We start from the raw sequence: 25,323 nt of genomic DNA, 5'->3' as shown, positions 1-25,323 counted from the left end.
GGGTCGAGGCACCATTTATTCCAAGAGCCCTGCATGAAAATGCGGGGCTTTTTCGTTTTAGGTTGAAATCGAACCAGTGCCACGGGTCGTGTCCCGCTGCTGCGCGTGCGTCTCGATCCCGGGTCGAGGCACCATTTATTCCAAGAGCCCTGAACAGAAATGTTCGGGGCTTTTTCGTTTTAGGTTGAAATCGAACCAGCGCCACGGCTCGTGTCCCGCTGCTGCGCGTGCGTCTCGATCCCGGGTCGAGGCACCATTTATTCCAAGAGCCCTGCATGAAAATGCGGGGCTTTTTCGTTTTAGGTTGAAATCGAACCAGCACCACGGGTCGTGTCCCGCTGCTGCGCGTGCGTCTCGATCCCGGGTCATCAAAGATAGAACATGACAAGCTAGCAAGCTGAGTAACGGTGGAGATTGTTGTTGTGTTTATCAATCTGCTTATTAAGTGCGGATGAGCCGCTTTATCAGCTAATCAATGTGAGTAACTTGTTGTTTTATAGAAGCCTATGGGGACTGCGGCTTTTTAAATTATGCGTGCTGACCCCGTTAACAATGATTACCCTCTTTTATGCTTTAATTGCTTTTTACTAAAGCAGCTAAACGGCCTGTGACTTCACCAAACTCAGCAAGAGTTTCATCGAATATTTGTTTAATCGATTTTGTTTCTTTAATGCGCCCTGCAACTTGTCCTGTTAAAGCGATTCCTGCCTCTAGATCGCCACCAAAGTATACCGCTTGTGTGTCTTGGAATTCGCTGAAAATACTTGGTGAGCCTTCCTCTAAAATCCGAGTTGAACGTTTGGTGCGCAGTGCTCTTAACGCTGGCCCTGGACCTTTGCGGTTTAAAAACAGAGTGTCAGTTGAATCAGCAGCAATAATCGCGTCTTTCCAGTTTTGATGAACGGGGCTTTCTGTTGCGCTTAAGATGCGAGTCCCCATAAGAACACCGTCAGCACCAAGGGCTAGGGCTGCTGCCATGCTGCGTCCATCCATAATACCGCCAGCAGCGACTATAGGTACGTTTACCGCTTCACATACTTGCGGTATCAAGACCATGCTCGATACGTCGTCGGCATTTTTGAAACCGCCGCCTTCACCACCCTCTACTATGAGTCCGTCAACGCCTGCCTCTACTGCTTTTAGTGCACCTTTGAAGTTGGGTACTACATGAAATACGGTTAAGCCAGCGGCTTTTAGTTGATTTGTATATTTGGTTGGATCGCCAGCTGATGTGGTAACAAACTTAATACCTTGATCAATAATGAAGTCGAGAATTTTTGGATCGCGCACAAAAGCTTGGGCAATGTTCACACCGAAGGGTTTATCCGTCAGGTCGCGCATTTTTATAATTTCTTCTCGTATTGCATCCAATTCACCAGAGCTCGTTTCGATAATGCCCATACCGCCAGCATTTGAAACCGCAGATGATAGTTGTGAACGTGCTATCCAGCCCATCGCAGCTTGTATTATAGGTTTTTCAATACCGAGCATATCTGTGATGCGGGTTTTGATTACAATATTAGTCATATCTTTCCTCTGAAATGAATTGTGGCTTAGGTTATTAGTAATATTGTTATAGAAATGTTAGTGAGATTGGTACTTTTTTTCATGAATAGAATACCTAGCTATTGGTTTATTGATAGTTGACAAGGTTGGCTTCAATTATTGTAAAGATAGAATTTGTGGGACAAGATAAGAGCTGGAAATATCAGTGCCAAAAAGCATTAGAAAATATATGCAACCTGAGTTAAATCATTACCTTGCTCTATGATGACGTGTATTTGCTGCCGAGTAGAGTAAGTCCATTTCGCCACCCGTGGTGGTGATTTCACTCGGTCTTATTAATAGTCATCTGGATGTCGCAAATATTTTTTCTTTAAACAAATTTTTGTCAGTTTTTTTTACATATTTCCCTTTATAGGTGGTAATTATTTTTAACTAACTGTTAACAAGTCGTTGATATGGTTGTATAAAAAATAAGCTGGCTTAAACTATGCTTGTATTCCAGCTAGGTGCAAAATTGATGTGAGCATCGGAAGCTTCGGTAGGATTGAAGCATTACTGTCAAAATTAAAAAGGAAATCAAACAATGATTAAAACAAAAAAGCTGGCATTAGCAAGCATTACATTAAGCGCTATGTTAGGAGCATCGGCTGCAACGGCCGCTCCTATTTTTATGCAAGGCAATTTCCTCTGGACCCAAGTGTCAGATGATGGCACCTTAGGGAATGAAAGCGCCTCACCAGGTTTAATTCATGATGCCACTGGAACAGGAACTTTTGATACTGCACGAGGAGATTATCTTCGCCCGGGGACCCCGTTTGAAGGCTTTGGTATCTCGTCTGACCAATTCAGTACTGTAGGTAATAGAAACTCTTCAAGCGATAGCGTAAGTCAGGTGTCAATTACAGACCTTAGTGGTGGCGCATTTGACAACCATGTTCGCTGGACGGGTACTGCTGACAATGGTTTTTTCGATATTATTCATGACTTTTTCTTTGATGATACCGATGAAAACCTGAATATTACGACCACGATTACCGCTATTAGTGACATGACTAATCTTGCATTCTCAAGAGCAATTGACCCTGATCCAGATAACTATCCTGGCGGTTCGGCAAGTACAAACAATGAGCGTGGATTAGATCTGAATAATGATGGTGATTATGATGATGCTGGCGAATTGGCGCAAACTGATTTCATCAGTGCCTCTGGTGTTATCAGTGGTTTAACTATGGGTATGTTTACCGATAGTGATTATGAACATAACACAGGTATAGAGGGTGCGTGTTGTTCACAAATCAACCCTGCCGATTATTTAATCGGTGGTGATTTTGCACCAATAGCATTTGGTTTCGACTCTTCTGGGGATAATGGTATCGGGCTTGGCTTTATGATCGGAGAATTGAATGCAGGGGACTCAGCAACTCTTAATTATTCTTATGTTTTCGGTGATACAGTAGGTACTGTAGATATTCCTGGAGATGACGATTCAACTACCGTTCCAGTTCCAGCAACTATCTTGCTGTTCGGCATTGGTTTAATGGGGATGAGCATGCGTAAGCGTTTTGCGAAATAACATTCGTAAATAGTTTAAGCCCAGTTTAGTGCACCAGTTCTAAGGTATATTCAACTCGGTTATTAGATGCTATGTATTGCTCGCGTAGATGTATCAATTACCGAGCCAAAGTAATCTCTAATTAAATGCTCCTGAACGGAAATGTTCGGGAGCATTTTTACATTCAAGGTCAAATGCGTGGTCCCGTCACGCCTCCTTTTGTTATTATTTCATACAATCAAAAATTGCATGGTAGGCGAAATCATATAATCCAAGTGATGGGGAGATATCCTTTGTAGCTATTAAACCCTAAACCAATAAAATTGATTACTGGGCTATTATGCTACCTAACCCTTATAACGATGTTAAACATGCACCGTTTAAACTTGTCTTTGAGAAACATATCCGCTATTTTATATGTAACTTAATGGTTACATATTGGTTATGGACAATACTTTCAGCGCACTAGCAAATAAAACTCGACGTCAAATTCTCGATTTTGTGAAGAACAATCCAGCCTGTCTGGTGAATGATATTAGTCGTCAGTTCGCTATGAGTAGGGTAGCGATAATGAAACACTTAAAAATACTAGAGCAGGCCAATTTGTTAGTTACTGAAAAGATCGGTACATCCAAACACCATTATTTTAACGTCATACCCATTCAACAAATTTATGATCGCTGGACGGATGAATATAGTCGTTTTATGGCATCCCGTTTAACCGGCTTTAAAAACCAAATTGAACAACAATTGCAGGATGATGAAAATGAGCCAGAGCAAGACAAAAAGTGTTCATAAAATTTTTATTGCGGCGCCAATAGATAAAGTCTGGCAACAACTAACTAAAACAGACGGTCTACAAGCTCAGTTTTTTAATGCTCGTTTGGACACTCCTGGGCTTGAACAGGGTGCAGCTATAAGAATGCGCACTGGTAAAAATGGTAAATATACCTCGGTAGTGGGGGAAGTGCTGGAATTCGATCCTCCCTTTACCTACTCCCATTCCTTTAAATTTACCAGTTTAGACGATCCTTATTGCAAGGTGACTTATAAGTTGAAGGAAGTGGACGGGGGAACTGAATTTACCCTTATTAATGAAGATATGCCGGTTGCAACGAAAACTGCAAAATACATGGAGCAAGGTGTCCCGTTTATTTTAAATACTTTAAAAGGTGTCGTTGAGCATGGCAAACCGCCATTTAAGTATCAACTTATGCTATTCATGATTGGCGCTTTGTCTTTTACTGTGCCAAGTAAATGTAAAAGTGAGCATTGGCCGCTCTAAATGGTTAATGATTATGACTCGTTAATAAACAGATAATCACAATTGGGAGAATACTTATGGCAACTCCAGAAGAAATGGCGCAAACCATGCGCAACAACGTGGAGCAGAAAACCGGAAAGGGCATGAACAGCTGGTTTGAAATCATCACCAAAGGACAGTATGAAAAGCATGGTCAAATAGTTAAAATGTTGAAAACTGAGTTCGCTGTGACCCACGGTTTTGCCAATTTAATCGCCCATGACTATCTCAATCGTAATGCAACTTCGTCAAACGAAACAGACTTAATAGAGACGCAATATAGTGGCTCTAAGCAACATTTGAAAATAATATACTCAACTATTATTAAAGCTCTCGATAGTTTGAGTGAAATGCAAATAGCGCCAAAAAAGTCTTATATTAGCTTGCGGCGCAATAAGCAATTTGCACTCATTCAACCTTCCACTAAAACCCGTGTTGACCTTGGTCTTAATCTTAAAAATGTCGAGCCTCAGGGGCGATTGGAAGCTTCTGGTAGTTTCAATTCGATGGTGTCTCATCGGATTAAAATCACTGATATAAATCAAGTAGATGAAGAACTGATTGATTGGCTGAAAATGGCATATCAGCAAAGCTAAAATTGCCAATTAGACGTAAATGAAAGATGGTGAAGGATAGACAGGCATATTTTCACTGGTGTTATGAGCCTGCTTCTTTGGCAGGCTACACAAAATTTTAAATCAAGGTGTGCACTGGTTAAAATGCACAAATCATCAATTTGATTTTTCGCGCCAATGAATCATTCGATCGTTGCCATGAAATATGCCAAAAGTCGCTACCGAGGACGGATTCTCAGTATATGGGCCGTCATAGTTAGAGTCGATATCGCTCCAATCAAATTGTAACCAAGTTGGGACTTCAAACTCAATTTGCACATCACCTTGGTTATTAACTCCAGGTGGAGAAAGGAGGAATTCTGCGCGTCCCGACTCGAACGTACCTGCGCCTGACGCGCTAGTAGTGCCTGGAGCTAGACTTATATCGGTTATGTTAACGTCGGTTGCTGCGTCGAAGCGAGTGAAATTGTCTTCGCTACTGATCACAAAACGACTTCCATCCCAATACTCGATTTGCATCGGGATATTCAATGAAGTGGTTTCTGGGCCGTAGTTATTCTTCAAAACCCATCGACCAAAACGCACTTCTTCGCCGAATGGTAGCAATTCAAGTACCCCGTTGGCAGCATTTCCATCTGAATCGTTTGCCGTAATTCCATCTGCATCTATAACCGATGTAACCTTCAAACTTAGGTTACTTGTAAATGGTTCAACTAACGCATTGGCATTACGCTCATAAATAAAATTATCGGTTGAGTTAAATTGATAACTAATTACCCCATTCATTTCGGTTATCGTCGGCGATTTTAGATTTGCGCTCAAAGAGACGTTAGTAGTGGCATCGGCACCAATTTGGCTTGAATCTTCGGTGGGACTGACTCTAACAATATTGGACTCATCTAAATTTACGAAATCACCGGTATAGTTTAACGTTGTATGCCCATCTAAAGATTTGGCCGTTATGGTGAATTCAGGTTCAGTCGCGTAGCTAATTTGACCTGAAGCAGGGCTTGCAATGTTCATCTGTCCAGCATAGACAAAAGGATCGCCTCCAGAAAGAAATCCATCAAATACTGTCTCTAAGTCAAAATACGCTGGGGTAAACCTACCGATACTTTCACTTGTTGCGGCATCAATCGTTTTACCAAAATAACCATTAACTGGCGGTGTTGCCGTTATAGTAAATACACCTACTTCTGAAACACTTTGATTTGTTTCTAATTTTACGCCGTTGTCGGCTGTATCAATACTGATGTTCGCCACCCCTAAACTCACCGAATTACCCGTTAACGGTGCAACAGTATCTACTGTAAGGGGAATATTCTTCATTTCAAAGTTTGCTGTAATGGTACCGTCACTACATGCCGCGGCGACTGATAAATTAAAGTCTTCACCGGCTTTTTTAAATACATTGCAGCTAGCATCGTTTGTTGTACATTCTGCATTAGCATCAGGGCTGGCAACAATTAATTTAGCCGGGCTAACTACCGTTGTTACTGTTGAAGAAGCCAACCCGTTGCCACTTGCGTCATTTACTTCAATGCTAATTTTACCGGCGTCTTGGTATTCAAAACTTAATACTGCCGTTCCGGATTCATCAAAATTGATGATTCTATTCTGAGTAACTGAGGCGGCAGCCATGGCGGTGGAATCTAAAGTGGGTACCTTGGTTCCAGTGGTTGGATTTGCATAATTGAAAACTAGATCTAGGGATAAATCGCCATTTTCCGCAGCCGCACAACTGGTACTACTGTCACCGACCTTAACCGCTTGAATTGTTAAGTTTGTGGTGCTGCATGCAGTGTGATCTTCTAAGCTAAGCAGGTAACCACCGCTGGAAAAAACAATATCACAATCAGGTATACACTCTAGATCACTCATTGCTGGAACATCTGTTTCGGCTGATAGGGTGATTGTTTCTGCGGTTGTATGGTTAAACTCGACACTGACAGTTTCACCACTGGGAATAGTGATTGGATTATTACTCCATGTAGACGGACTTCCCGTGGCTGCCAGGGTTACATTGACGTCTATGGGGACTAAATCTGTACAGTCTAGATTGGCACAGGCTTTGAGCGTAACAGGTTCAGCGCTGCAGGTTAAACCATCTCCATCATGTTCAATTTGGATATGATGTAGTGGCACAGTACAAGAGCGGGTTGTGCCCATAAGGCTAGATACTTCTGCCGCATTCAAAGCCGTCGGCCTCAGGTTTACCTCATCAATGGCCCCATGGAAAACGCTTTTCTGATTTGCCGATGAATATAAATTACCAATATAAAAATCCCCTGAAGTATTAGGAATTAGGCTACTGGACTCAGAAAAAGTACCGTCAAGAGTACCATTAACATATAGTTTTACTCTTTCTGATTCGTCTTGGGTACCATCGAAAACAATAGCAATATGATACCAAGTATCAACCACAAAACTGGTGTTCGATTGAAATCTGTCATTCGCCCCATCTATGTCTACATACAGTCGGTTGCCGCCAGAGTTGGTAAAAAAAGCACCATAAGAAACGCCGTTAACACCATCAGGTCCTTTTGAAAACACCCCCCGTGAATCCGTGCCATTGGTTTGATTAAAACTACTGGCCTTAATCCACGCTGATAACGTCATGGCTGTTAACTCGTCTAAACTGTCTCCATTTGCACTAACAATATAATCATCAACGCCATCGAATTCTCCATACCCACATGAACCTGGATCGCCCTCAAGGGCGGGGCTCATCGCAGATGTAGTTGGATCAGTACCCACCCCGTAACCCACTGAAACTGCGTCGTAACCACTGTTAGTGCTATCTTTTACTTCGTTTGCCGTACCATTCCAGCTGGTTTCATCCATCCGCCACTGCGCGTTTTTGCAGACCCCTTCATTTAATTTAAAATCAGTGGCCCTTACGTAAGATGAGCTTCCATAATTGTTCAAGCTACGGAACCGCAGAATATTGGTGGTAATAGGATCAAAATCATAACTCTGTAATAAAGTCGTATTTTCAGCAGTAAATATGTAGCTTGGGGTAATTGCTGTACCCAGTAATTTAAAATCAGCGATACCTGTATAACTTGGGTCACCGTGATTTTTAATGGTTACTAAACGTGCTCCTATTACATCTGTAACTTCATCTTCCTCATCCAATACTATGTCATATGGTGCTGCTGACATTGGCACACTAAAGGTGGTTGATGGAGTAACCGATTCCCCGATTACTTCAAATTCACGTAGCCCGATGTAAGATGTATCACCGTGATTGTTGATGGTTATTAACTTGACTGCAGTGACTTCCTCAGGAATGTCATCTTCATCTAACTGAAAAGTTTCTCCGTTTGAATGCATGGCCGCGGTAAAAATTTTCGTTCTGGTAATTGATGGGCCAAGTAGTTCAAATTCTCTGGCCCCAATGTAGGTATTGTCACCGTGATTACTAATGGTTACTAGTTTCACATCGGTTACATCAGTTGGCACATCGGCAGGGTCTAGAGTAAAAGTCTGAACACTATCGTTCATAGCCGCTGTAAAGGTTTTGCTTTGGGCTACTGACAATCCCAGCAGCTCAAATTCACGAGCACCGATATAGGATGGATCGCCGTGATTACTAATAGTGATGAGTTTCACATCTGTGACGTTAACGGGGATGTCTTCACTATCTAGGCTGAACAATTCACCATTGCTATGCATTGCTGCTTTAAACGTCTTACTTTCACTAACCGATGGCCCTAAAAGTTTAAATTCTTTCGCGCCAATATAACTAGAATGACCATAGTTGGAGATTGTGCGTAAGCGCACATCCGTTATATTTTCAAACTGATAAGCTGGATCTATGCTGAAGCTTTCACCGTCGTTATTTTTAGCGGCAGTATAAGTATAGGTAGGTCCAACTGAATCACCTGAAAAGGTTAATTCTCTGGCGCCCGTAAAGGTAGAGTGTCCGTAATTACTTAAGGTACGTATGCGTGTAGCTGTGACATTGTTATAAGCGCCGACAGACCAAGTTTGCAAATCATTATCCATGTTGGCGGTAAAAGTCGTCCCGCCGTCTGGGGCATTGATGGTTTGCCATGGACCGTTTGAAATTTGAATATCAAGTTCAAAGGTCTGTATTGATATGTTGTTACCGTAATTAACCAGAGAGAAAGTATCGAAATTAATCGGATCTCCATTGGTACCGTCATTATCGGTGTCAAAAGTAAAGGCTAATGTATTATTTTGTTTGGAGGACAACCATTGATTGCTTTGGTCACCATCGTGTAAATTTTTGGCGGCGTAAGAGGTAGAGTTATACTCACTATCTAGAGTAGTTAAACTACCACCGTGATAGCTCAATGAGAAATTGTGATTTGGTTCGTTGGCCCCTGAGCCAGCGACAGGAATTTTTATCCAATCTGGATTAGAAAGGGTTTTAACTTCAATTTGAAAGTACTTAATTGAAATATCGTTATTGCCGTAGTTAACTAAATTGAAGCCTTCAAGTTTAAATCTGTCCCCGGCTCCTGATAAATTACCGTCATCATCGAGATCAAATTGGAAGTCCAAGGTATTGTTACTTTTACTACTTAACCAAGATGAGTTTAAGTCGCCGTCATGCAGATTTGCAGCTGCATAGGAGGTGGCGTTATATTGGCTATCAATATTGACTAATGTCCCACCTTGTTGCGCTAAAGCAAAATTATAGTCAGGTTCGCCAATTACAGAGCCTGGCACACTGAGTTTTTGCCAGTTTGGATTTGCTGATGTCTTAACCGCTACTTGGAACTCGTTGATAGCGCGGTCATCGTTTCCATAGTTTTTCAAATAAAAACTTTGTAAGGTAAATTGATCCGCGGCAGTGGCGAGTGAGCCGTCCCCATCAGCATCAAATTGAAATTCAAAGAAATTATTAGTTTTGTTACTTAGCCAAGAAGAATTTCCGTCACCGTCATGAATATTTTTCGCAGCCAATGACGTGGAGTTATACTGACTGTCAAAACTGGTTAAGGTACCGCCTTGATACGTTAAAGCAAAATTATAATTAGCTTCGCCACTTGTGGAACCAGGTACCGCTATTTTTTGCCATGTTGGATTTGAGGCGGTTTTGACTGAAACTTGAAACTGCTTAATTGACCGATCGTCATTTCCATAGTTTCGTAATCGGAAGCTTTCGAGGGTGAAATAGTCTGTTGCCGTACCCATTAAGCCATCTTCGTCAACGTCAAATTGGAAGGCTAGGGTGTTATTTCCATTCGAGCTTAGCCATCTACTATTTGCGTCACCATCGTGAATATTGTCAGCACCCCAAGAGGTGGAATTCAATTCGCTATCGATCTCAACCAAAGTACCGCCATTATGGGACATAGCAAAATTAAAATCGTTATCACCAATAGCTGAGCCCGGCACATAAATTTTTTGCCAACTGGGGTCACTCAGAGTTTGCACTGCAATTTGAAACTGTTGTACTGAACGAGTGTGCGCTCCATAGTTTCTTAGGTTAAATTTACTAAAGGTAAAGACATCATCAGTATCTCCTTCGGCTCCAGTTGTACCATTACTATTTGGGTCAAAAGAAAATTCGATAGTGTTATTATTTTTGCGACTTAACCAAAGTGAGTTGTCATCGCCATCCTGCATATTCTCAGCAGCCCAGGTAGTGGCGTTGTATTCGCTATCAACAGTGCCTAATACACCACCATTATGTGTCCTGGAGTATATATAGTCGTCATCACCCGCGACTGAGCCGGGGACTTCAAGTTTGTTCCAAGTTACACCATCAGTGGTAACTTCAATTTGGAATTCTTTTACTGAGCGATCATCGTTACCGTAGTTTGTAATTTGTATTTCACTGATGGGGATTGAATTTCCAGCGTTGCCATTCCAGTCGGTATCAAAATTAAACTCAATGGTGTTATTCGATTTTTTCGACAACCATCTTGATTTGTTGCTGCCGTCGTTAAGGTTTTTCGCACCATATGTTGTGCTATTGTATTCACTGTCCACCGATACCAACCGAGCCCCTTGCGCCCAACTCAAATAATCAATTTTTGCAGTGGGGTTTTGCTCAGCTACGATTGGACGCCATCCATCAGTACCAGAGTCGGCACTTAAAGAGCTGTCTGAAGTGGTGAGTAACATAAATTGTTTTAGTGAACTTGAATCTTTACCGTAATTGGTTAATTCAAATTCTTCTACACAGTATGCTTCGTTACTGTCGTTGAGTTGGAAATTAATGTTGTTGCTTAATTTGCTAGATAACCAGTGAGTGTTTGAATCACCGTCCTGTAAATTACTGGCCGCCCAAGTGGTACTATTATATTGAGTATCTACTAAGGTTATAGTCGAGGGTTGTAATACGTCTGCTAAAACATAGGTAGCAGGAAGAGCTGCCAGCAAAGCAATAATTTTAAAATGGCACGTTTTGGTGGTTTGCATTACAACCTAGGCTTCATTACCGTCAATAAACATCATATGATAATAACCCAGCTCCAATATAATTGTAATGTTAGGAACTAGACATGCGTATAAATATGCTCTTCATACTGTCATTTATAACGATAGCGGCTTGTAGCCCTAATTCGTCAGAGACTGAGCAGTCAAAAAGTCCAGAGAGTTTGCTTATGGAACAACAAAAGGGTGACCAGGTTATTGAGCTTGAAGCTGAAAAAAAGTTAATAACCGATTCATTGACTGAAATCGAGCAGACACACAGCTCATTGGAAAATCGTGCTGAGTTGGAAATGGCGCAATCTGAAAAAGACCTAATCTCACTAGCCGCAGAAAAAAATAAACTTGCGGAACAACAGCTTATCGAAAATGCTGAGGTAGAAGCTGAAAAAAATAATGCATTGCTTAACCACTCCGGAAAAGCAACAGATGATTTACCAAATTGAAACCCTAATCTTAACGGTAATTATTATTCTAAATGTACATTATCAAGTATAAATTCAAACTCTCCGAGAGTAGGCCCTGCTACAAACGCTAAGCCTGAAAGTGTTGTATGATCTAAGCCTTTAAATCCTAATAAAGGTAAACGCACGGTTTGCCATTGCTCGGTTATTTCAAAATTTTGACTTGGTGGAATTCCTGATGAAATGGCTGAAAAAGATAACACGCGATAGTTGCCAACCGAGCCTTTTACATCAAATACCAAAGTATCAAACGCTGAGATATCCACACCGTTAATGGGGGGGGAAAAGTCACCTAGTGCAGCGCCAGCCCATGGATATGGAAATCCAGAATTAACAGCAGCAGAAACATGTAACCCTCCACTGTTATTCATTCCTGCAAATTCTTGAAGGGCAATGGTTGTTATAGAGTTGCCATTGGCCACCCGATCGTCAGTATGTCCCCAATTGAAGTCGTCGTTATATTGCAAACTATCGGGTCCTTCAAAATCGCCTAATAATGCAGTTTTTAGTGGTGTCCCTTTGGTAGTTTCTGGTAGGTATTGCTGTATTTCAAAACCATTTTTTAAGATGTGCTTGATATTGAAAATATTGTCTATGTTGGCAGTTGGATCGCCAGTTACAATTACTAAATCAGCTCGCTTTCCAATTTCAATTGTTCCTCGATCTTGCAAGTTAAAGCGTTTAGCAGGTGCGCTTGTTGCGGCGCTCAGCGCTTCACTTGGAGTCATCCCTGCTTCAACTAATAATGTAATTTCATGGTAAGCACTTACTCCGTATGCTGTGCCTGAGTTAGGTGCATCTGAGCCTGATAAAATAGTCACGCCGGCTTGATTGAAGCGAAGCACGTTTTGCTTTGCTATGGCGAAATCAAAACCACTAGCTGTTGAGTTAAAGCTAGCCTGTAGAGTGTTTTTTTGTTGGCTTGAAAGCTTCGTAGAAATTCGCTCATCTGCTAACAATTTGCTATTGCGCTGTTGTTGATTTACCGAGGCAATTACCGCTAGAGTGGGGATAATAAAAATATCTTTTTGAGCGGCTAAAGCAACCACTTCATCACTGACAACTTGGTCGGCAAAAATATGCACTAATCCATCAATATCTGCTTCAATAAGATCTTTAGCTGCGCTTTGTGTTGATATGTGCGCCATCACTTTCAAGCCTTGCAGGTGGCCTTGTTTAATAATCTCAATAGCTGTGGGTTTGTCTAAACTTGGTATATATTGCTGATCTGGCATATAAACCAATTTAATATAATCAGCACCAGCATTTTTGCGTTTCGCTACCCATTCAGCAATTTCTTCCATGCTATCTACGGTATCGATGCTAAATCCAAATTGGGTGCCATGTCCGTTTTTCACAGTGGCAAGTGTGCCAGAACTAAATAAGTCAGCTTTATCTGTTTGTAGCGGAAGTTGGCTGCTTGCTTTGTGTTTTATTAGCCAACTTTCGTTGGTAAACATATCCAAATGAGTGGTCACTCCCAAGCGCAAGGCATCTTTCAATGCATCAGCGTAGGAGTGCGTGTGGGCATCAATAATACCTGGTATAACCGTTAAATTTTGACCCTCTATAACATTGATATCATTACCTTTGACAGCGTCGTTCATTTCGTCACTGTTGATATCTGCAATTTTAACGATAAATCCGTCTTCAATTAATATGCTGGTGTGTTCAATTCGTTTGTGACCATCAAATACTCGCAAGTTTTTTAGTAGCACTGTGTTCGTTGCATGCGTTTCCGACTTATCAGCTTCCACGTCCGTTAAAGCTGTGGGAGTGGGTAGAGTGAAAACTAGAACAACTAAGGTTCCAACTACTAACGCAAAGACCACTGCAAAAATATATTTAATCATTAGAATGTCCTTTTTAATCTTAGTGATTTCGTTGTTTTGACCATGCCCATACGGTTGTTATTAACAACACTAGGCTCATAAAAGTGACGACGATAATGTGGTAGAACACATTTCGTTCCCCTGGTGCCCCCAATACATACAGTGCGATCTCACTGAGATGATAGGTGGGTAAGAACTGTGCAAATGTCTGCATACTTTGGGGAAACATCATAATTGGGATCCACAATCCGCCTAATGCAGCAAAGGCTAGGAAAATAATATTAGATATCGCTATTGATGCGTTTGCATTGCAGACAAAACCAATGATTAAGCCAATCAATATGAAAGGAAAAGTGGCAGTAATATGAGTGATTAGCAGTAGCGCCCAAGTATTTTGTGGCAATGCAACGCCTGCCGCGAAACCAGCAACCATATACATAATAGCTAAAGAAATACTTGAAAATAACAGCGTACTAAAAACCTTTGCGCCTATGTAACTGAAACCTTGACTAGGCGCTGCCAACTTAAGATCAAGCCAACCTTTATCCCGCTCGTTGGCTACGCTTATCCCAAAACCAAATATAGCCGGAGCCATAACAGCAAAAACACCATAAGTAGCTAACAGATAGTCTGGATTGTTACTGCTTCCAGGTAGCATGATGGCAAACAGTGAATAAAAAGCTACCGGCATCCCCAGTGTTGGAAGAATAAAATCAGGAGCTCTAAAAGCTTTAAGTAATTCGGCACCGGTTTCCAGATTAAAAGAATGGATTAACCTATTCATGATCTAACTCCTTGGTTCGGCTTAGCTGACTGAACACATCTTCTAATTTGGGTTGGCTAACGGTGAGGTCGACTAGCTGTCGATCTAGTTTCAATACTTCTAACAGCGTTTGATTGATTTGAACGCTGCTAATTTCACTAAATCGTCCTGAAATTGAAACTGACGTTACGCCAACGATGCTACGCAGTTGTTCTTCGGAAAGGTTGGTTTCGCAGCGAATTACAGAGCCGGTTGTTTGCTTCTGAATGTCATTCGGAGATGCGTCAGCAACAATGACCCCTGAATTCATAATCATGATTCGATCTGCCAAATTCTCAGCTTCTTCTAAATAGTGAGTAGTCAGTACAATCGTTTTGCCTTGTTCGGCAAACCCTCGAATAACTGCCCATAAATTGCGTCTGGCTTCTATATCTAGACCTGTGGTTGGTTCATCTAGAAAAATTAATTGCGGGTCACCAACAATGGCTAATGCAAATTGCGCCCTTCTTTTTTGTCCACCAGATAATTTTTTATAGCGTTTGTCGGCAAAGGCCTCAAGTTCACACATTTCTATGGTTTTTTGTACAGAAAAAGGGTTGGGATAGTAGCTAGCAAATAAGGTTATTTGTTCTCGTATTGTGAGCAAGTCAGGTAAGTCAGAGTCTTGCAATATAACACCAGTTTGACGTTTAGCTTTTAGGCTGCCAGGTTGATGCCCCATGATTTTTAGATCACCAGAAGTGATTTTTTCCAATCCCAGAGCACATTTTATCAGTGAGGTTTTGCCAGCGCCATTTTGTCCTAAAATGGCAAAAACACCTGAACCTTGGATGTTAATATCGACGCCTTTAATTGCTTCTACCGCAGCGTATGATTTTTTGAGATTCGTTGCCTGTAATATCGGTGTTGGGTGATCCATATAGACTTCCTGCTGAATGTTTAGTACCTAAACTTTATATGGTTTTAGGTACTAAACAAGTGACAAAAGTCACGTTCTGCAGTTGTTAAAAACGGATCTTGTTGGTATATGCTTAGTTAACCGGCAAATTAGTCTGCAAAAATTGCAGCATATTCCCACCCATGACCTTGCTTATAGATTCCTTTGACACACCTTTGTTTAAAAGGGACTGAGTGATGAGTGCCAACTGGCTGGTATCGAATGCCGTAGTGACAGCACCATCAAAATCTGAACCTAGAGAAACGTGCTCATCGCCAACCAAGTTGATGCCATAAATGATCGCATCTGCTATATCTGTTGGTTGAGTACTACATATGGCACCATCCCAATGACCAACAGCAATAAGGCCTCCAGCTTGGGCAATTTGTTGCATTAAGCCATCATTAATATTGCGTTTTGATTGACAGTGACCATAGAAGCCTGTGTGACTAACTACTAACGGTGAGGTGCTGATGGCTAACACATCTTTAACGGTTTGTTCAGATGAGTGAGATACATCGACAATAATGTCTAACTGCTGCATCTTTTCGACAGCCTGTTTACCAAATTCGGTGAGACCAGTTTGGCTAGTGCCATGTAAAGAGCCGCCTAATTTGTTGTCAAAAAAGTGCTGTAAACTCATCATTCTAAAGCCCTTGTTGTACAGAACTTGAATGTTCTCCAACTCTCCATCTAACGCGTGAGAACCTTCTGTTCCCAAAAGCCCAGCAACAAGTTTAGGATGCTGTTGACGCTTTTCTAAGAATGCCGCTAGTGTTGTTTGCGAAGTGACCACAACAAAATCGTTTGCATGCTCTTGCGCTTGTTCTAAAAGTTTATCAGCTTGAAATAATGCCCTTGCAGTTAAGCTAGTCCAGGTGTCCATCGGCCAACCTTGAACTAATGCTAATCGAGTAATGTTGTCTGCGGCATCTGTGTTATTTTCTTCGTAATTTAGTCCCACTGGCGATTTGGTTACAGTAGTAAACATTTGTAACGCAACATTACCTTGCTGCAAACGCGGAATGTCCACATGTCCAGTTTGCCCGTGCTCAGACAAATCCCTGTTCCACAGCAGTGAATCAGCATGCCAATCGCCTACTATTAACGAATTATGAAATGCTTGAGCATCTTGACTGATCGTGATGGTGTCAACCGGCTCCACTTTGTTCATTTGTTGTTCCAAATAGCTTGGTACAAAAATGCGAACACCAGTATAACCAAGTAACACCACTGCTAAGGCAGTTAATGCAACACGAGTTCTCTTCATTGAGTTCTCCAATATTAAGGCAGGGATCAGACTAGGTTGTGTGCCTATTTCTGAAAGGCTTTTTGCAAGTATGCATTAAATGCGGGCATAGCTTCAACTCTAGCTTGAGCAATCACTTTTGCTTCTGGCATGTCGTTTAATTTGGCTAATAGTTCCTTGGCTCCAGGCACTTCGGCTAATAAGTCGATATCAAATAACTTAGTTGCTATTGGCAGCGCTATATCAGCAGAATACAAAAAGAAAATATCTGCAGCGGTAAACTGGTCGCCAGCGATATATGGAGAAAAAGAAGCGACTCTAGAGAGTGACTGCATGCCGTTTAATAGTGCACGTTTAACTTCTTTTTTAGTGATATCCTCTCCTGGTACACCCCAAAAAGCTTCTGCCATACAACGCCTTGCAGGCAATTCCATATAAAGCTCAAGCATTTTTATCAGCTCTTTGGTTTTGGCTTTCTGAAATGGGTCTTCGGGATATAATTTTATGCCAGAATAATTATCATCTAGGTATTCTAAAATGACATTGGTTTCAATCAAGACACCATGTTCCGTTTCTAACGCAGGCACTTTGCCCGTAGGGGATATAGCCAAATATTCTGGTGTTTGATTTGGGTAGGTTATCACTTCTTGGTAATCGATTTTTTTTAGATCAGCGGCCAATTTCACCATATTGAAGTAATTGCTAACGGCAAACCCATATAATTTAAGCATAACATTCTCCCAACTTATAAAAGAAAGCATAATGTGCTTGTTTATCCACAAAGACACAACATTTGAATACTTATAGTTATGAATAAGAGCTGAAAAGCACTTGAGGTAATCTATGTAAGATTATGTTTTTTAGGAATTAATTTTTTATATCGTAAATTTTGTGTAGTAAAACCTTCTTTAAAATGTCATTGAAATTAAACTCTATTGTCATCACTTCCTAGCACTCTAGCGCCCGAAAATTAAATACAAAAAGGGAACCATGGTGCGCAACAATAAACAACTACCATTTCATTATTCGAGTCTTGGAATGCTCGTGGCAGCAGCATTATTTGCACAGCATTCGTATGCTCAAGAAAACACCCAAGAAGCTGAAATAGAAGAAATCAGTGTTATCGGTAAAAGTGTTTCTTATGCCAATAACCAGACATCGGAGACGATGTTATTGCAGCAAAGTTCGCTTACCAGTGTTCTGTCCGTTATCGATAATTTACCTGGTGTATTAATTAATGAAGGGGATACCTTCGGAACAGATGATTGGTCAACCACTGTTTCTATTCGAGGATTCCAGTTAAGTCTAGATCAACAGCAGATTGGTATCACCGTCGATGGTATTGCCAATGGTAATTCCAACTATGGTGGTGGCGCTAAAGCGAATCGTTATATCGACACTGAAAATCTTGCAACTGTTGAAGTGTCTCAAGGTACATCTGATATAGCATCTCGTTCTAACGAAGCCCTAGGCGGCACATTAAATTTCGTAACTATTGAGCCTGGCACTGAAGAACAAATGATTTTTAGTACCACATTGGGTGATTTCGATGCGCAAAAAATGTTTGTGCGTTATGAAACCGGCGAAATAGCTAAAGATACTTATGCGTGGTTTAGTGTTTCAAGTTCTAGCAATACCGATTGGGTTAATCAATCGGCTGAAAATACTCGCGATCACATTGCCGCAAAAATCATAAGCAGTTATGGCGACACTGATTTAACCGCATATTTTTCTTGGGATGATGCCCATGAAGACAACTACCAACGAGTTAGTTTGGATCAGTTTGTTCAAAATCCAGATTGGGATCGCTTAACGTCTGAATGGACTGGGATTCCCTATATCGATCAATTATATCGTAAAGGCTGGTCGACACTACGTGAAAATCGGTTTGCTTATGTTGAATTAGAACATGAGTTTGGTTCTGTCGTTGTCAATGCAAATGCCTATTACCACTACAATGAAGGTCGTGGCGATTGGATCCCTCAATACGTAGTGGATGTGGAATCTGATGGCACGGATCAGCCTCATTCTGAGTTGGTTTCTGGCAATACCGTAGAAGGTGGCAGTGCGTTGTCGACAATCTACTTTGTGGATGCTACTGGCGTTGCTTTGTCACCCATTGATGGTTGTGTAAGTTCAATCACCTTCCCTTATGGCGGAGCTGGTGCCGAATATGATCCAGCGTGTTATGCATCTGGTGCATTGCCTGTTAGTTCTTATCGCCATACTCACTATGAAAAAGAGCGTATTGGATTTAATGCTGATTTTTCTTGGATTGCGCAAATAAATGATATGCAGAACAATCTTCGCGGTGGGATATGGTATGAAGATTATGATCGTAACGAGTCTCGGGATTGGCACAAAATAATTGATTCTAGAGTTGGTTATGAGTTCGATAATACCCCTTATTGGGTGCAATATGACCGTTCTTTCCCTGTCGAAACTACCATGTTGTTTTTGGAAGACACCCTTGAGGCAGATATGTTCACCGCACGTTTTGGTGTTAAACAATTTTACGTAGATTTAGAACGAACCGACAACTTTGGTGAGACAGAAAACGTCAGTATTTCGTCAGATTCCGATTTGTTGTTAAGCGCTGGTTTAGTGGTCCAAACCGGTCTTGACGGTTTAGAAGTATTTGCTGGCTATGCTGAAAACTTTGCAGCCATTAAAGACACAGTGCTTGAAGCTGATTCATCTCAGTTAGCAGATATATCGCCTGAAACGGCAGAAAATCTAGATTTAGGTGTTCGTTACAATGGCGACATTGTTACTGCAAGTTTGACTTATTATTCAATTAAATTTGAAGACAGATTGACATTTATTGCACCTGATTCACCAGATGGAATTGATTTCTTAATCGGCACCAATGGCGGATATGTAAACGTTGGGGGTATCGATTCTAGCGGTCTTGAAGCTAGTATCAATATTCAAGTAAATGACAACTTAAGCGTTTACGGTTCATTCACTAAAAATGACGCTGAATATACTGATGGTTCAATCGATTACCCAGTTGGAAATACCGTATTTGGTTCTGCCGAACATATGGCGGTTATTTCAATCGATTGGAATAGAAATAATTATATCGCAGGGCTATCGACGAAATGGGTAGATGATCGTTTTATCGATGCGGCTAATACGCAAGTTGCAGATGCCTATTTAGTATCTGATTTCTATGCTGGTGTGATTATTGATGATTTGGGCGAAAGTGTTGATTCTATAGAGCTTCGTCTTACCGTAAACAATATGTTTGATGAAAGCTATTTAGGCGGTATTTCTGGTCAATCAGCTTGGATTGGAGCTCCTCGTACTGCTGCATTCAACGCTATGGTTAAATTTTAATTAAAATGCTTTATGTGTGACCCTGTGTCTTTGGGCTGCTTTTGCAGCCCTTTTTTTATGGAGAAATTGAATGAAACGTGCATTGGTTATGATTTTATGTTTGTTTACTTTACTGGCAAGTGCGTTGGCCAGTAGTGCTGAAAACCTTATACTCATATCCCTCGATGGGGTTCGCTGGCAAGATGTGTATCGAGGTTATGAACCTAAGTTGTACAGCGCAAATATCAACTCTGCTATTAAACAGCGCCAACTTGAACAGTTTGGCGGTTCTTCTGCAAGTGAAAAAAGAACTAGGCTTATGCCGTTTCTTTGGTCGAAAATTGCAAATAATGGGCTATTGCTGGGTAATCGAGACATTAATTCTGCCATGACAGTAAACAATTCCATGTGGTTTTCATACCCTGGATATAACGAGCTATTAACCGGTAAAGCCGATCCAACGATTCGTGATAATGCAGCCAATAACAACAAAAACGTTACTTTTTTGGAATGGCTAAATCAACAACCAATTTATCAACATAAGGTTGCTGTATTCGGTAGTTGGGATGTATTTCCGGCAATCATTAATCGGCAACGAAGTGGATTGCCAATCAATGCTGGTTTTGAATCTGCACACTGGCAAAATCTGTCAGAAAGAACCGAGTGGCTAAATCAATTGCAACAAAATATACCTAGCCCATGGCATAACGTACGCTTGGATGCTTTTACAATGGGTTTCGCAGAAGAATATGTTGAACAATTTAAACCCAAAGTGTTGTATTTGGCTTTAGGTGAAACAGATGACTTTGCACACAATGGCAGTTATTGGCAATATGTGGATGCACTGCATCGTGCAGATAGCTTAATCGCAAATTTATGGCAGAAGCTACAAAGTATGCCGGAATATGCAGGTAAGACTAATCTCATTATTACCACTGATCACGGGCGTGGTGAAACACTGAAAAGCTGGCCTCACCATGGCAGCCCTGAAGCGGTAAAGGGTTATATTAATGCAGAAGCAGAGTTCAAAAATGGGATAGTGGGTTCAAACGAAATTTGGCTCGCTGCCATGGGGCCAGACGTAAAGCAAATGATGGCAAACGATCATCCATTAGGAGAGCAAAAAAACACGCAAAGATTTAGTTTGGACCAAGTTGCCGCTACAGCCCTTCGTTTGTTAAATATAAAGCCAGACCAATTTAATGATGACATTGGTAAAGCTATTGAGGTAAACCAGCAATGAAAATCAATATTTATGCTGTTTTCTTGATTTTATTATTGAGTTCTCATGGTTTTGTATTCGCCCAGCAAGCAACAACTAAACCTATCACCAAGATCTTATTTGGTTCTTGTGTGCATCAAGATAAACCACAACCTATTTGGGCACCGATTAATCAACAAAAGCCAGATCTGTTTATGCTGTTAGGCGACAATATTTACGGTGATACAGAAGATATGCAGGTGTTAGCGGAAAAATACCAAAAACAAGCTAATGTTCCTGGCTTTAAACAATTAAGAGAAACGACGCCAGTGGTGGGAATCTGGGATGATCATGATTTTGGTGTAAATGATGGTGGTGCGGAATATCCTCAAAAGCAAGCATCCAAACAACTTATGCTAGATTATTTTAAAGAGCCTGATAATAGTCAAAGACGTAGTCGAGAAGATGGTGCTTATACGGCCTATATATACGGGCCGCTAGGACAGCAAGTACAGGTGATATTATTAGATTTGCGCTGGAATCGCAGTGCTCTTCATGCAGTATCGAAAACTCAATATGAAAAAATTAAATCACCTAATAACTTAGGCCCGTACGAGCCTGATCCTTCTGGTAAGGGCATGATGTTAGGTGAAACTCAGTGGCAATGGTTAGAAGAACAATTAAAACAGCCTGCTGATTTACGTATTTTAGTGTCTAGTATCCAGTTTATTTCTGAATTTACTGGCTGGGAAAGCTGGGCTAATTTTCCGCACGAGCGTGAACGCATGCTAGCCTTACTAGATGAGTTGAATATCAAGAACTTGTTCGCTATCAGTGGTGATACACATTGGGGGGAATTGTCAGTAGATAAAACCGAAAAAGGACAATCTATATGGGAGCTGACTTCATCAGGTTTGACAGAAAGCTGGCATCAAATAAGTCCCAATGAACATCGACAAGGTCAAGCATTTATTGATGCAAACTTTGGGCAAATTGATATTCAATGGCCTAACTCAAATGATGCAAAAGATGAAATTAAGGTTAGCTTGAGTCTCAAAGACACCCAAGGTAACTTGTTATTACAACAACATTTATCATTTTAAGATAAGGAATCTAGGTATTCAGCAACATACTGTTAATTGTGATTACCTTTTGCCATACTAAATTTTCGTTAAGATCAACTAAGCACTAGAGTAAAGTTAATGTGTGGCAGATTCGCAAATCATGTGGGGGCAATGCACGGTTGGGCAGATATTTTATCAGACTGGCCAGCGCAGGCTGAATTGGGCTTTAATATAGCCCCCACTCAAATGGCTCCCATTGTGACGCCAGATGGATGCGAGGTCTTTCGCTGGGGGTTGTTACCTAGTTGGGTGAAAACTGCGAATACTGAATTTTCTACTTTCAATGCACGGCTCAAAACTCTAAGTGAAAAGCCCTCATTTCGACATGCGTGGGAAACCGGACAACGCTGTATTGTTCCAGCGTTAGGTTATTATGAATGGCGACAAGAAAATGGGCATAAACAAGCTTATTTTGTCTGTCGTAAAGACGGTAACCCGATTTTATTTGGTGGTTTATATGAGTCACCGAGAAAAGATGCCCCTGGTTCATTTACTATCATTACCCGTCCCTCAGAAGGTGAGTTACAACCTCTGCATCACGCCATGCCTTTGATGTTCGATAGACAATTAGCTAAACAATGGTTTGACGCTGACCAAAACCTTTGTCAAAGCGAAGAGATAGCATGGTTACCTTACGCAGACGATTACAAGTATTATCCGGTGTCTAGTCAAGTCAATAAAGTCGCCAACCAAGGCCCTGAGCTTATTCAAGAAACAGAGCCGGAAAGTCAAATTCAACAGGGTTTTGGCTTTTAAAAAAGGGGTGAGTTAATTATCGTTTCCCCCTTTATTTTTAACTCTTTACTACCCATCTATAGTTTATCTGGAATACATTGTAATGATTGGTAAATGGACATACTCAGTGAAGCAGGAAACTATCGAAAGGAACTTATTGGGCTAACTGCGGTGCTCATATTTCCTATGCTCTTCATTGTTTTGAGCAAACTTATTAAGTGGGCAAAAAGAAACTCTAAAGGCGCCTTTGTTTTTTTAGCCATATTTCCTCTTATTTCGCTGTTTCCAATTCCCCCTTCGGCAACTGAAAGCCTAGATAAACAAAAACGCGAGCAAATTAAACGGGGTGAAGAATCCGGCGATCCTCCTGATGATATGAACGTAGATCATCAAGAACAATGAACGTTCGAAACTAAAAGGCGCCTAACATCGTTAAGAAAACTGCCTCGTCGGCATTATGTTAGAGATACTATTGTTATTGGTTTGATATGAATCAAAGAGGTGTTAAATGTGGGATGAAAGATACGCTGACAAAGACTATGCTTATGGCAAAGAGCCGAATACCTTTTTAGCAGAAAATTATCAAGCTATTCCACAAGGTCGGGTTTTAAGTTTGGCTGAAGGAGAGGGCCGTAACGCGGTATTTCTTGCTCAAAAAGGGTATTCAGTTACGGCAGTAGATGGCTCTGAAGTAGGCTTGAAAAAGGCTGAAATGTTGGCAAAAGAAAAAGGGGTTGAAATAGAGCTTATTCATGCTGATCTAGCCGAGTTCGATATTGGTGAAGATATATGGGATGGCATTATTTCTATATTCTGTCCATTGCCCACCGAATTACGCAGCCAAGTATACAAAAGCGCGGTTAATGGGCTCAAAGCTGGTGGTGTGTTTTTGCTAGAAGCTTATACTCCCGAACAGTTGAAGCATGCGACCGGAGGCGGACATTCAATTGATTCAATGACCACTAAAGAGTCGTTGCTATCGGATCTCGGAAGGCTGAATTTCAGCCAATTACAAGAAATAGAACGAGACGTTATCGAGGGGATATACCATACAGGTAAAGGGGCTGTGATACAGGCAGTCGCAACTAAATAAGGCACACATTTAACAACTGTTGTTAGCGCTGTTTGCGTCTGCCACAGGTCATTATTTGATAAAATTTGGAGATTATGTGAATGAAAGATTTACCCCATCAATACACTGTAATTGCTCAAGGCAATGTATCTGGCAGTTTAACTGCGAAATGCGAAAACTTGCCAGATATTGACGTAGCCCCACCTTCACAGTTTGGTGGAGCAGGTGATAAATGGTCCCCAGAAGATCTTTTTATGGCCTCAATTGCAAACTGTTTTGTTTTATCATTTCGTGCGATAGCTAGAGTAGCGAAGTTACAATGGCATTCGATTGAATGTTCATCAGAGGGTGAGTTAGACAAGTTTGATGGCAAAATTCAGTTCACTAAAGTCAAATCAAAAGTCAGGCTGGTTATTCCAAGCACCGAAAACAAAGATAATGCAGAAAGATTACTGATTAAATCAGATGAAAAATGCCTCATTCGTAATTCGATTTCCTGTAGTACCAGTATTGAGTGTGAAATCGTATACGGCGACGAATAGTAGAGAAGCAAAAAAGGCGCAGAGTTAATTCACTTTGCGTCTTTTTTATTGGAGTTTAAGGTATGAAGTTTTTGGTTTTTTTGGGGACTGTGCGTAATAGTACTCCCCCTAAACCTGCGCGTCTTGGCGAGCGAGTATGTAAAGCCTGCATAGCATGTTTAAACCATCGCTACGCGGCGCATACATTTGAGCTGGTGGATGCACTGGATTACCCGTTGCAGCCTGTTTTCAAGCCGCACTTTGCTTATTCTAGAAGCCAAGCGCCTACTGATCTCAATCAGTTAGCCAACAAAATTCAATCAAGTGATGGTTACATCATGATAAGCCCTGAATATAATCATTCTATGAGTCCGGCATTGGCCAACCTGCTAAACCACTTTGGTAGCTCTTTATTTTCCTATAAACCCAGTGCAATAGTTACCTATTCTGCTGGGCAATGGGGAGGTATGCGCGCAGCAGTGGGAATGCGCACTTTTCTTGCTGAACTGGGTTGCCTGCCTGTTTCGGCTATGATTCATGTGCCCAAAGCGCAAGACGTATTCTCTGAGGATGGTTCGCCACAAATCGGCGAAGACCAAGAATCATGGTTTAATTACTTTGCTCGCACCTTCAATCAATTAATTTGGTGGGCAGAAGCGGCCAATCTGCATCGAGCTCAAATTGACCCTCACAATATGGTGAAGGACTTTAAAACAAACCCTTCCCAGCGCAATGCACCTTAGTCTGTTTATTA

20 protein-coding genes are annotated in these 25,323 nt (G+C 41.2%); 13 read left to right on the top strand and 7 right to left on the bottom strand.

Annotation, left to right across the window (positions count from 1 at the left end):
- Window positions 1-573: 573 nt before the first annotated feature.
- A complete protein-coding gene (locus Q4567_RS20475; RefSeq protein ID WP_216047958.1) occupies window positions 574-1,527 on the bottom strand; it encodes a nitronate monooxygenase family protein in 954 nt (317 codons plus the stop codon).
- A 562-nt stretch (window positions 1,528-2,089) separates the two neighbouring features.
- Here Q4567_RS20475 and Q4567_RS20470 point away from each other — a divergent pair.
- The 4 genes from Q4567_RS20470 to Q4567_RS20455 all read left to right on the top strand — a co-directional run bounded on the left by Q4567_RS20470 (window position 2,090) and on the right by Q4567_RS20455 (window position 4,957).
- The gene (locus tag Q4567_RS20470) at window positions 2,090-3,079 is read left to right on the top strand and encodes a PEP-CTERM sorting domain-containing protein (RefSeq protein ID WP_303502077.1); all 990 of its coding nucleotides are present in this window, start codon (window positions 2,090-2,092) and stop codon (window positions 3,077-3,079) included.
- A gap of 423 nt (window positions 3,080-3,502) precedes the next feature.
- The gene (locus tag Q4567_RS20465; RefSeq protein ID WP_216047960.1) at window positions 3,503-3,856 is read left to right on the top strand and encodes a helix-turn-helix transcriptional regulator; all 354 of its coding nucleotides are present in this window, start codon (window positions 3,503-3,505) and stop codon (window positions 3,854-3,856) included.
- The gene (locus tag Q4567_RS20460; RefSeq protein ID WP_216047961.1) at window positions 3,825-4,343 is read left to right on the top strand and encodes an SRPBCC domain-containing protein; all 519 of its coding nucleotides are present in this window, start codon (window positions 3,825-3,827) and stop codon (window positions 4,341-4,343) included. Before Q4567_RS20465 ends, Q4567_RS20460 begins: the two co-directional genes overlap by 32 nt.
- Before the next feature lie 56 nt (window positions 4,344-4,399).
- Window positions 4,400-4,957, top strand: a complete 558-nt coding sequence (locus Q4567_RS20455; RefSeq protein WP_303502073.1) for a DUF5655 domain-containing protein — start codon at window positions 4,400-4,402, stop codon at window positions 4,955-4,957.
- A gap of 135 nt (window positions 4,958-5,092) precedes the next feature.
- Here the strand turns inward: Q4567_RS20455 and Q4567_RS20450 are convergent, their stop codons facing one another.
- A complete protein-coding gene (locus Q4567_RS20450) occupies window positions 5,093-11,338 on the bottom strand; it encodes a DUF6701 domain-containing protein (RefSeq protein ID WP_303502071.1) in 6,246 nt (2,081 codons plus the stop codon).
- 83 nt (window positions 11,339-11,421) lie between these two features.
- On the opposite strand from Q4567_RS20450, the gene Q4567_RS20445 reads away from it, so the two are divergent.
- Complete coding sequence (locus Q4567_RS20445) at window positions 11,422-11,796, top strand: hypothetical protein (protein ID WP_303502070.1); 375 nt, start codon at window positions 11,422-11,424, stop codon at window positions 11,794-11,796.
- Between the two features lie 23 nt (window positions 11,797-11,819).
- On the opposite strand, the gene Q4567_RS20440 is transcribed toward Q4567_RS20445, so the two are convergent.
- The 5 genes from Q4567_RS20440 to Q4567_RS20420 all read right to left on the bottom strand — a co-directional run bounded on the left by Q4567_RS20440 (window position 11,820) and on the right by Q4567_RS20420 (window position 17,326).
- Window positions 11,820-13,667, bottom strand: coding sequence for an amidohydrolase family protein (locus tag Q4567_RS20440; protein WP_303502069.1), 1,848 nt, complete (start codon window positions 13,665-13,667; stop codon window positions 11,820-11,822).
- A 19-nt stretch (window positions 13,668-13,686) separates the two neighbouring features.
- Window positions 13,687-14,430: an ABC transporter permease gene (locus tag Q4567_RS20435; protein WP_252729037.1), complete on the bottom strand. Its 744-nt coding sequence runs from the start codon at window positions 14,428-14,430 to the stop codon at window positions 13,687-13,689.
- The gene (locus Q4567_RS20430) at window positions 14,423-15,328 is read right to left on the bottom strand and encodes an ABC transporter ATP-binding protein (protein WP_303502065.1); all 906 of its coding nucleotides are present in this window, start codon (window positions 15,326-15,328) and stop codon (window positions 14,423-14,425) included. The genes Q4567_RS20435 and Q4567_RS20430 overlap by 8 nt, the downstream gene beginning before the upstream one ends.
- Before the next feature lie 112 nt (window positions 15,329-15,440).
- Window positions 15,441-16,616, bottom strand: coding sequence for a dipeptidase (locus Q4567_RS20425; protein ID WP_303502061.1), 1,176 nt, complete (start codon window positions 16,614-16,616; stop codon window positions 15,441-15,443).
- A 44-nt stretch (window positions 16,617-16,660) separates the two neighbouring features.
- Complete coding sequence (locus Q4567_RS20420; protein ID WP_216047968.1) at window positions 16,661-17,326, bottom strand: glutathione S-transferase family protein; 666 nt, start codon at window positions 17,324-17,326, stop codon at window positions 16,661-16,663.
- A gap of 307 nt (window positions 17,327-17,633) precedes the next feature.
- Between Q4567_RS20420 and Q4567_RS20415 the strand changes: the two genes are divergently transcribed.
- The 8 genes from Q4567_RS20415 to Q4567_RS20380 all read left to right on the top strand — a co-directional run bounded on the left by Q4567_RS20415 (window position 17,634) and on the right by Q4567_RS20380 (window position 25,312).
- Window positions 17,634-19,937: a TonB-dependent receptor gene (locus Q4567_RS20415; RefSeq protein ID WP_303502082.1), complete on the top strand. Its 2,304-nt coding sequence runs from the start codon at window positions 17,634-17,636 to the stop codon at window positions 19,935-19,937.
- A gap of 70 nt (window positions 19,938-20,007) precedes the next feature.
- Window positions 20,008-21,159 carry an alkaline phosphatase family protein gene (locus Q4567_RS20410; protein WP_252729039.1) on the top strand — a complete coding sequence of 384 codons (1,152 nt, stop codon included), beginning with the start codon at window positions 20,008-20,010 and terminating at the stop codon, window positions 21,157-21,159.
- Window positions 21,156-22,220 (top strand): alkaline phosphatase D family protein, encoded by a 1,065-nt coding sequence (locus Q4567_RS20405; protein WP_303502056.1) that lies wholly within the window; start codon window positions 21,156-21,158, stop codon window positions 22,218-22,220. The genes Q4567_RS20410 and Q4567_RS20405 overlap by 4 nt, the downstream gene beginning before the upstream one ends.
- Before the next feature lie 99 nt (window positions 22,221-22,319).
- Window positions 22,320-22,997 (top strand): SOS response-associated peptidase, encoded by a 678-nt coding sequence (locus Q4567_RS20400; RefSeq protein ID WP_216047971.1) that lies wholly within the window; start codon window positions 22,320-22,322, stop codon window positions 22,995-22,997.
- A 93-nt stretch (window positions 22,998-23,090) separates the two neighbouring features.
- Complete coding sequence (locus Q4567_RS20395) at window positions 23,091-23,378, top strand: hypothetical protein (RefSeq protein ID WP_303502052.1); 288 nt, start codon at window positions 23,091-23,093, stop codon at window positions 23,376-23,378.
- 106 nt (window positions 23,379-23,484) lie between these two features.
- Window positions 23,485-24,069 carry a cyclopropane-fatty-acyl-phospholipid synthase family protein gene (locus Q4567_RS20390; protein ID WP_303502049.1) on the top strand — a complete coding sequence of 195 codons (585 nt, stop codon included), beginning with the start codon at window positions 23,485-23,487 and terminating at the stop codon, window positions 24,067-24,069.
- Window positions 24,070-24,149: 80 nt separating this feature from the next.
- Entirely contained in the window at window positions 24,150-24,590 is a 441-nt protein-coding gene (locus tag Q4567_RS20385; RefSeq protein ID WP_216047973.1) for an OsmC family protein, read from the top strand.
- Between the two features lie 62 nt (window positions 24,591-24,652).
- On the top strand, window positions 24,653-25,312 hold the full coding sequence (locus Q4567_RS20380) for an NADPH-dependent FMN reductase (protein ID WP_303502046.1): 660 nt from the start codon (window positions 24,653-24,655) through the stop codon (window positions 25,310-25,312).
- Window positions 25,313-25,323: the final 11 nt, after the last annotated feature.

Source organism: Aliiglaciecola sp. 2_MG-2023 (genome assembly GCF_030548145.1).
Lineage (GTDB): Bacteria > Pseudomonadota > Gammaproteobacteria > Enterobacterales > Alteromonadaceae > Aliiglaciecola > Aliiglaciecola lipolytica_A.
This window is presented reverse-complemented; position numbering and strand designations above follow the sequence as displayed.